Origin of the sequence: Methylophaga sp. (assembly GCF_965655755.1) — a bacterium.
In the GTDB taxonomy this organism is placed as follows: domain Bacteria; phylum Pseudomonadota; class Gammaproteobacteria; order Nitrosococcales; family Methylophagaceae; genus Methylophaga.
In genome coordinates this window covers 46,258-53,729 of record NZ_CBFHHW010000012.1, presented here as the reverse complement: position 1 = coordinate 53,729, position 7,472 = coordinate 46,258, and the positions used below count along the sequence as shown (strand labels likewise).

Below are 7,472 nucleotides of genomic sequence, written 5' to 3'. Positions count from 1 at the left end.
TCACTTCTGGCAGCAAGCGAACCATGATAGAAGAGACCGGACTCAGGCGGGGTAGTAACCAGACTGTCAGCAATAAAATCCCAGGCACTATCTGTCTGAATGTCGTAACTGGGCTCATTATCAGTGAAAGTGATATTGACTCGACCAGTGGGGTGTTGGAGATCCTGTTGCACCAGTCCAACGTCCATCTGCCAGTTTTTCATCTCAGCCAGAATCGTATCACCCAAGGTATCATTGCCTACTCGACTGATAAATTTAGGTTGGTTTCCTAATGCCTGTAAATGCCAAGCGACATTGAACGGTGCACCACCTAATACAGATTGTCCATCTGGAAAACAATCGAATAAGGCTTCACCAAAAATCGTTACTTGTGGCGTCTGATTCATGTGATTTTTTCAGTATTATCATTGTGACGAAACTGTGGTGCAAAATGCCCCACCCCTTGTAATACGCCAGCCGCGTAATTACCGTTATTTTCCGGTGATTCACTCTTGGCCAGATACAATGCCGAACTATGACCATTGTGTTGAGACAGTTGTACAGCTGCTTGCTTTATTTCAGCACTGGCATTGTCAACCAGAACAGACTGAATCCGACTGGTTAGAACAGGAAGATCATTACCACTATCACCGGCGAAGATAACCTCATCGAGGTCATAACCCAGTTTTTGATGTAAAAATTCTATGGCATGGAGTTTTGTCGCATGTTTGGGTAAAACGTCGAGTAAGCCAACGTTTTTGGGTTCATCGACACTCCATAACACGCTGGCATTCACACCTGCTTTTTCCAGAAAAGCCTCAACTTGTGCAATCTTGGTATCTTTGTCCAGATACAACGGCAGATAATAGCTCAACTTATGTGTATTTTGTTTACTGCTCTCCTGTAAACGAAGTTCACCTACCGGCTTTAGTAACTGCTTGAGTTGTCCATGAGTTTTGCCATTCCAGTCTTTATCAATTTCGGCTTCCCAGTCGGCCAGTTGCTGCCAAGTGTCGTTGCTTATTTGATAAATCTTAGTGCCCACGTCGGTGATAGCAAAATCTGGCGTCGGTAGCGCATAGTTTTTTATCGCACGTTTAACCAATGCTACATGACGACCAGTAACATAGGCCAATTTAACATCCGACCGACGACAGAAATCACTGAATTGTTTACGTGCGTCGGACGGTTCGGGTTGAAACCCATTCGGAATAACCGTTCTGTCCATATCCGTGCATAACAGGAGTTTAGCGTCACTCATGGTAAAACTTTTTGCTGTTTAGGTTGATTGAAAAAATCATAATGCTCCAAAGCCTCTAGAATGCCGGCAGCAAAGGGTTTTTCAGCCAAATACATACCTTCCGTTTCGCTCAACTGCGCTAATTCTTCATCGTGTCGATTGGCAACTACAGCTGCTAATGTGTTTCCTCGCATCATATCCTCATCCGCTCCAGATCCCCCGGCTACTAAAATCCGTTCCAGAGGAATCTGCCACCTATCAGCTACATAACGTAACGCCATCCCTTTGGATGCACGGATGGGCATAATATCCAGATACTGACCGAATGCCAGCTGAACATGGACAGACTGCTCCTCTTGATGAAGCAAACGTTTTATCTCTTCAATATCAGTTTTATCCGGGTCGATGTAATAACTCAGTTTAAAGCGACTTTGTTCTGATTTAGGCTGGCGTTCAAGACCTGGATAATCATCCAGAAAAGGCCTGATTTTGTGTGGTGTCCAGTGGTAGTCAATATGTTGTGCCCAGGCTTTATCTGGCGTCAGCTTAGGAGCGTAATAAATTTCCGTACCCGAACTGGTGATCAAAATATCAGGTTCCGGAATGCGGTGTTTTTTCATCATACGGAGTGCGACATCGAGTCTTCGGCCTGTCGCTATCACAAACTTAGTGGTTTTACGGTGATCTCTGAGATGACGAATCAACTCTTGCAGTGACACGTCATCTCCCACCAGATTCAGATCCAAGTCACTAACTATCGCTGATTCAGCATACATCTGGCTGGTTCTTTCCACCGGTTTCCGGTGTAAAAATTCATCACGTTGTGCGATAGGTTTAACCAGTTCCAAATAACGTTTAGCATGCGCCTGCCAGGAATAATGCGTAGTGACACCCTCAAGGCCCTGTTTAGCCAGGTCATTCCAATGCGCGTTATCGGTTAGGAGTTTCAGTAACGCTTCAGTAATAGTAGAGGACTCTAAGGGATCAATGAGGTGGCCGTTGTGACAATTGCCGATAATATCTCTGGGACCGCCATCCTCCGTCGCAACAATTGGCAGTCCGGAAGCCGCTGCCTCAATCAATGTCAAACCGAACGGTTCGGTCAAGGCTGGGTTCACAAATACACCTCCGGAAGCAGCAGCCATCCGATACATCATCGGCACCTGATCTCGCTTGTGATGTTTGGGCATAGCAACCTTGCCATAAAGATCATAGCGATCAATTGATACCAGAAGCTCATAAAACACTTCCTGAGCTCCCTGTTCCAAATCATCTATATCGTCTCTGTTGCCTGCGATGATGACGAGATTAGCCAGTTGCTGAAGTTCTTCAGATTCCCCGTAGGCTTCAATCAGGACATTGATATTTTTTCGCTTGTCCGGACGTGACAGTGCCAGGATAATGGGTTTATTGGGCTGTTTAAGGTGTTGGGTTAGCGTTGAAAACAGCGGATCATTGAGTTCATTTCCTACAGGTGGTTTGAACTGCTTAATATTCGTCCCCGGAGGAATAACCCGCATTTGTTCAGGTTGGTAATGATCATAAACCTCATACTGCTCTTCAATTTCCTGATGCGTGCTGGTGATAACGCGCTCGGCAGTGGCCAAAGAAACTTCTTCTGCCTCCACCCGGCGTGACATATTGTAAAGATGTTCGATCTGGTCAGTAGACAAACCACTTGCAAGCAAACGTCTGCGTTTAACGCGGCCCAGAGAATGACCTGTATAAACTAGTGGAATAGCTAATAGATTCGCAACATGGGAACCAACAAGGCCAGCATCGGCATAGTGGCTATGGATCAGATCGGGGATTTGTCCCTGCCGTCTGAAGAAATCAGCCAGATTGTCAGCAAAGGCATCAAGATGATCCCACAAATGCTCTTTGTAAATGTACTCATCTGGCCCGGCATCAATCCGGACGATACGTAATTTATCATTCAGGGATTCGATGGGCTGAGCGTACTCAGACCCCAGATTTTCATCCACTACTCTTCGTGTGACCAAATCCACCTGAGCGATTTCAGGTAACTCAGAGAGTGCCTGAGCTAACTCCAGCACATATAGCGTTTGCCCTCCCGTGTCAGCATCTCGCCCCAGCTCAAGGTTTTGTCCACGAATCAGACCGTGCACACTGATCAAGGCAATATAGATCTTCCCCGGTTTGCCGCTCATAAAGATTGATTCTCCGATGATGATATCCGTATTCAACTACTAAACGTATTGATGCATTTTGTCTCTAGACTTAACTATAGCATTACTAATTCATGTACTGATGTCAGCCAGACATATTGAATCGCGAAAAAAAAGAATGTATCAACGTTGATACTTTTAACGCGTTTATGACCGGTTTTTCTATTCCGGTGTTCCACCTAAAAGGATGTTTGACTAAGTTTTGTATCTGACTTTTATTTAAACAAAGACTTTATTTTGGCACTAAGTCCATGAAAAAACCGATGTTTATTACCAGCAGCTTCACTGGTTAAAAAGTTGATTTGAATGGATTGTCTTTTGCCTTCAAAACTGGGATAACCATGCCAGCAGTTATCTGTCACTTTAAATGCCATTAAACTGCCTGGTCCAGGTGAGATTTCCTCAACGAAGTCATTCATATCATTCCCGCTTCGTAATACCCGAAGCTTACCGCTTTCCGCCTGCCATTCATCATTGAGATAGATCAGGATGGTCGCAACTTTGGTTTTGGAATCAGTGTGTATACGGCCATCTTTTTTTCGTGAGTAACCACGTAAGGTCACCATCATCGGCAAATCCATAACAGCCACATCAAACTTATCACAAATAATTCGACGAAATTCCGGTGTGTCCAGAGATTCGATTAACTGGCTAAAGACCGGACTCATTTCGACATCATCAATGTTATAGCTGCCGCCATCAGTAATCGATGGAAAAGCCTTAATAATTTCGGACACCTGTTCAGGGTCAATAGCGCGTTCCACTGAAAAATACGGATAGGGATCAGTTTTCAGTGTTGATGCCGCCAGAGCATCCAGTTTCAGTACGTTTTGCATAATCTCGTTACACGATTAATAAGCTTTAAGCCTACCATGTCCCACCCCTATCAGAAAGCCATTTATAGGCTTAATCATAAATGGCGAGCTCAAGTTGAAGACGTTTTTGATCAGGATCAGCTATCGACGTCACCGCAGCAATTTGACTGATGTATTCATCCGGTAAATTATTTTCTTTTGCGCCAATCAACACGTGATGTTTATACCAGTCATAGGGCTTCAATTTGGCATCAATATCCGTCGCAATGTAGATATACGCTTCCAGACCATTCCCCTGCTCATCAACCACCGTTACTTTTTTTGTGTCGTAACCATGACCAACACCTTCCACCGCATCGAGTTTAGGTTTTTCAACCACATCGAGTATATAGAGCACGCCATGTACGCTATCGGTGGATTTTCCCGTGATACAGGCATCACATTTTGCTGAACTATCAACGTGGCTTTTTTTATGAAATCGCAAAGCATGCTTATTTAAAGTGGCTCGGCAATATATTTCTGCATTCGGAAGACGTTGTTTCAATCGCCGAACAGACATATTCGAACCGTAGGCAAAATACAAACATCGACCTTGGTTGTATTGGGTAAAAATTTTCTTATTCACCATAACTTTATCTTGAAATATGTTTATTCCTTTATCAAGCCAGAAAATAAAAAGCCCGCTCGAGGCGGGCTTTATCTTAATAGTAATCTCGCTTGAAGCTAACTCGCCAGTTCGACTTGCACCAGATTATCACTGAATGTGGGGGCATGCCCCATATCAACAAACTCTGCTGAACTGACGCAGTTAACCGTGCCTTTATTTAATTGACGCCAATAACCCAACGTCGCAACAACAATTCCAGAGTCCACATCATCGGTGATTTGTGCTTTGCCTTCGAAACCACCCCGGTCATTAAACACATGAACCGAATCACCGTTTTGAATATTTCTCAAATCAGCATCTGCGGCATTAATCATGACGAACTGTTCACCCTGTCTTTTAATTTTTTCTTCGACATTGGCATAACAGGAGTTGAGGAAGCCGTGACTCTTAGGCGAAATGATATTAAGTGGGTACTTTTCTGCCAAAGCCGGATTCATTTCTGCCGTCTCTCTGGATGGCACATAGTCTGGCAAGCTATCCAATGCTTCGCCGGGCTGGAAACCCTCGTACATTTGTCGGAAAGGCGGCGCCACAAAATTTGTTGCACCTTTAACCTCAAATTGACATTTGCCTGAAGGTGTTGGGAAATTACCCTTTTTATGGGGTGCCCGGTCGTCTCTGAACCCTACGGTCAATCTGGCAAAACCTTTTTCACGCAGGGTATCCAAATCAATACCGTCACACGCCGGTGAATCCCAGTCAACATAGTTTTCCAGACATTCGGTATCAGACCATTTGAAGTTTTCTTCCTCATACCCCATTTTGGCAGCAAGACGGCGAAATATTTCATTATTGGGAAGTGCTTCACCAGGTGAATCAACACATTTTTCATTGTAGGTGAGGTAGAGATGGCCCCACGAAAGCACCATATCTTCCATCTCGGCGCCCATTGATGCCGGCAAGACGATATCAGCATAAGAGGCCGTATCAGACAAGAAATGCTCCGCTGAGACCATGAAGAAATCCTCACGCTCAAGCCCTTCAACAATCTTATCTGTCTCAGCAGCCTGCGTCACCGGATTCGCATTCCAACACATCATCGATTTAATCGGTACATCCAGATCCATTTCACCATTTAATGCCCGCCCAATCTGAATGGCATTAATAACGGGAGTGCCTTCAGGAATCAGATCCGGACGTGATATCACATCAAATTTGTATGGATGCTCCCAGACTGGGAATTGCAAAGCACCACCACCAACATGACGCCACGCACCGGTTAGTGCAGGTAAACAGCTAACCGCACGAACAGCCTGACCACCACCATAGTTACGTTCAAGTGCCACACCGATGCGAATTGCTGCCGGCTGTGTTGTGGCAAACTCGCGTGCCAGTTTACGGATGTCTTCAGCGTCTATACCGGTGATGGCTGCAGCCCATTCAGGCGTGCGTGTTTTCGCTCTTTCAGCCAGGGCATCGAAGCCTTCGGTGTAGTTATCGATGTAATCCTGATCCTGCAAACCTTCCTCAATGATCGTATGCATCATCGCCATCGCCAAGGCACCATCAGTACCCGGTTTGGGTGCGATATGCCAATCAGCCTCTTTGGCTGTGCGTGATTTATAAGGATCAATCACCACCACTTTAGCGCCTTTTTTCTGAGCTTCTTTGACGGTGTGCCAGTGATGCAGATTTGTGCTGACCGAATTACAGGCCCAGATAATAATGTATTTAGAATGAATAAAACTTTCCGGATCCACACCAGCCGTCGGACCTACCGTCAATAACCATGCTGTGCATGAGCCCTCACCACAGAACGTGCGTTCGCAGACAGTTGCGCCCATTTTATTAAAGAAGGCATCCCCCCCATTCAGACCATGAACCAGCCCCTGATTCCCTAAATAGCTATAAGGGATAATCGCACGAGGGCCATATTCATCAATAATCGCTTTCCAGCGGGAGGTGATCTCATCAAGTGCTTCATCCCAACTTATTTGTTCAAACTGACCGGAGCCTTTTGGGCCGGTTCGACGCATTGGATATAACAGTCTGTCAGGATGATAGTGATGTTTTTCGTAGTCTTTTAGTTTGACGCAAAGACCGCCTCGAGTCATCGGATGATCAGGGTTGCCTTTGACTGAAATCAGTTTGCCGTTTTCAACCTCGTACACCATCGAACAGGTATCCGGGCAGTCATGTGGACAGCCGCCGTGATGCGTGGTTTTTAATACACTGGCCATAATGCCTCTCTCCTAATTACATTCTGATTTTTATCGATTTATTATTATTTAAACCTGACTATACACCAGATTGGAGCGGGAATTTTGCCCGTGTTTTTAGTTTATTTCATTGAAGACTGTGACTTCCGTCGTGTCAACTCAGCCAGCCACTGTTCCAGTGACAATAATTGTTGGGTTCATTCCATAGCGTGGTCAAAAGCCGCTTGTCGTCCTCCCTCAATAACACCCAAATATGGATTCGGTATCTTTCATAATCAAAGGTCGTTGTGTCGTATAGAGGCGTAAAGGATGAACTATGTTGATGTTGGTCATTGCCAGTAATAAATGACCGTTATCATAAGTCGCTCATTCTGTATGGCTTAGTACACAGATCATTCAAATTCAAACTTAGGCTTGGAAAAA

6 protein-coding genes are annotated in these 7,472 nt (G+C 45.0%); all 6 read right to left on the bottom strand.

All coding sequences use genetic code 11. From position 1 onward, the window contains the following. The coding region (locus ACTF5U_RS05875) for a PfkB family carbohydrate kinase (RefSeq protein ID WP_438970712.1) at positions 1–386 on the bottom strand (386 nt) is incomplete at its 3' end. Continuing rightward, a complete protein-coding gene (locus ACTF5U_RS05870; protein ID WP_438970711.1) occupies positions 383–1,240 on the bottom strand; it encodes an HAD-IIB family hydrolase in 858 nt (285 codons plus the stop codon). The genes ACTF5U_RS05870 and ACTF5U_RS05875, both read right to left, overlap by 4 nt. After that, positions 1,237–3,390 carry an HAD-IIB family hydrolase gene (locus ACTF5U_RS05865; RefSeq protein ID WP_438970710.1) on the bottom strand — a complete coding sequence of 718 codons (2,154 nt, stop codon included), beginning with the start codon at positions 3,388–3,390 and terminating at the stop codon, positions 1,237–1,239. Before ACTF5U_RS05865 ends, ACTF5U_RS05870 begins: the two co-directional genes overlap by 4 nt. Before the next feature lie 233 nt (positions 3,391–3,623). Then, complete coding sequence (locus ACTF5U_RS05860; protein ID WP_438970709.1) at positions 3,624–4,244, bottom strand: 2OG-Fe(II) oxygenase; 621 nt, start codon at positions 4,242–4,244, stop codon at positions 3,624–3,626. Positions 4,245–4,314: 70 nt separating this feature from the next. Beyond that, entirely contained in the window at positions 4,315–4,851 is a 537-nt protein-coding gene (locus ACTF5U_RS05855; RefSeq protein ID WP_438970708.1) for a gamma-glutamylcyclotransferase family protein, read from the bottom strand. Positions 4,852–4,946: 95 nt separating this feature from the next. After that, complete coding sequence (locus ACTF5U_RS05850; protein WP_438970707.1) at positions 4,947–7,070, bottom strand: molybdopterin-containing oxidoreductase family protein; 2,124 nt, start codon at positions 7,068–7,070, stop codon at positions 4,947–4,949. Between the last annotated feature and the right edge of the window lie 402 nt (positions 7,071–7,472).

What these genes read in the sequence shown, in the direction of transcription:
- ACTF5U_RS05870 (WP_438970711.1), bottom strand. Translation starts at nt 1,240, where the DNA reads ATGAGTGACGCTAAACTCCTGTTATGCACGGATATGGACAGAACGGTT.
- ACTF5U_RS05865 (WP_438970710.1), bottom strand. Translation starts at nt 3,390, where the DNA reads ATGAGCGGCAAACCGGGGAAGATCTATATTGCCTTGATCAGTGTGCAC.
- ACTF5U_RS05860 (WP_438970709.1), bottom strand. Translation starts at nt 4,244, where the DNA reads ATGCAAAACGTACTGAAACTGGATGCTCTGGCGGCATCAACACTGAAA.
- ACTF5U_RS05855 (WP_438970708.1), bottom strand. Translation starts at nt 4,851, where the DNA reads ATGGTGAATAAGAAAATTTTTACCCAATACAACCAAGGTCGATGTTTG.
- ACTF5U_RS05850 (WP_438970707.1), bottom strand. Translation starts at nt 7,070, where the DNA reads ATGGCCAGTGTATTAAAAACCACGCATCACGGCGGCTGTCCACATGAC.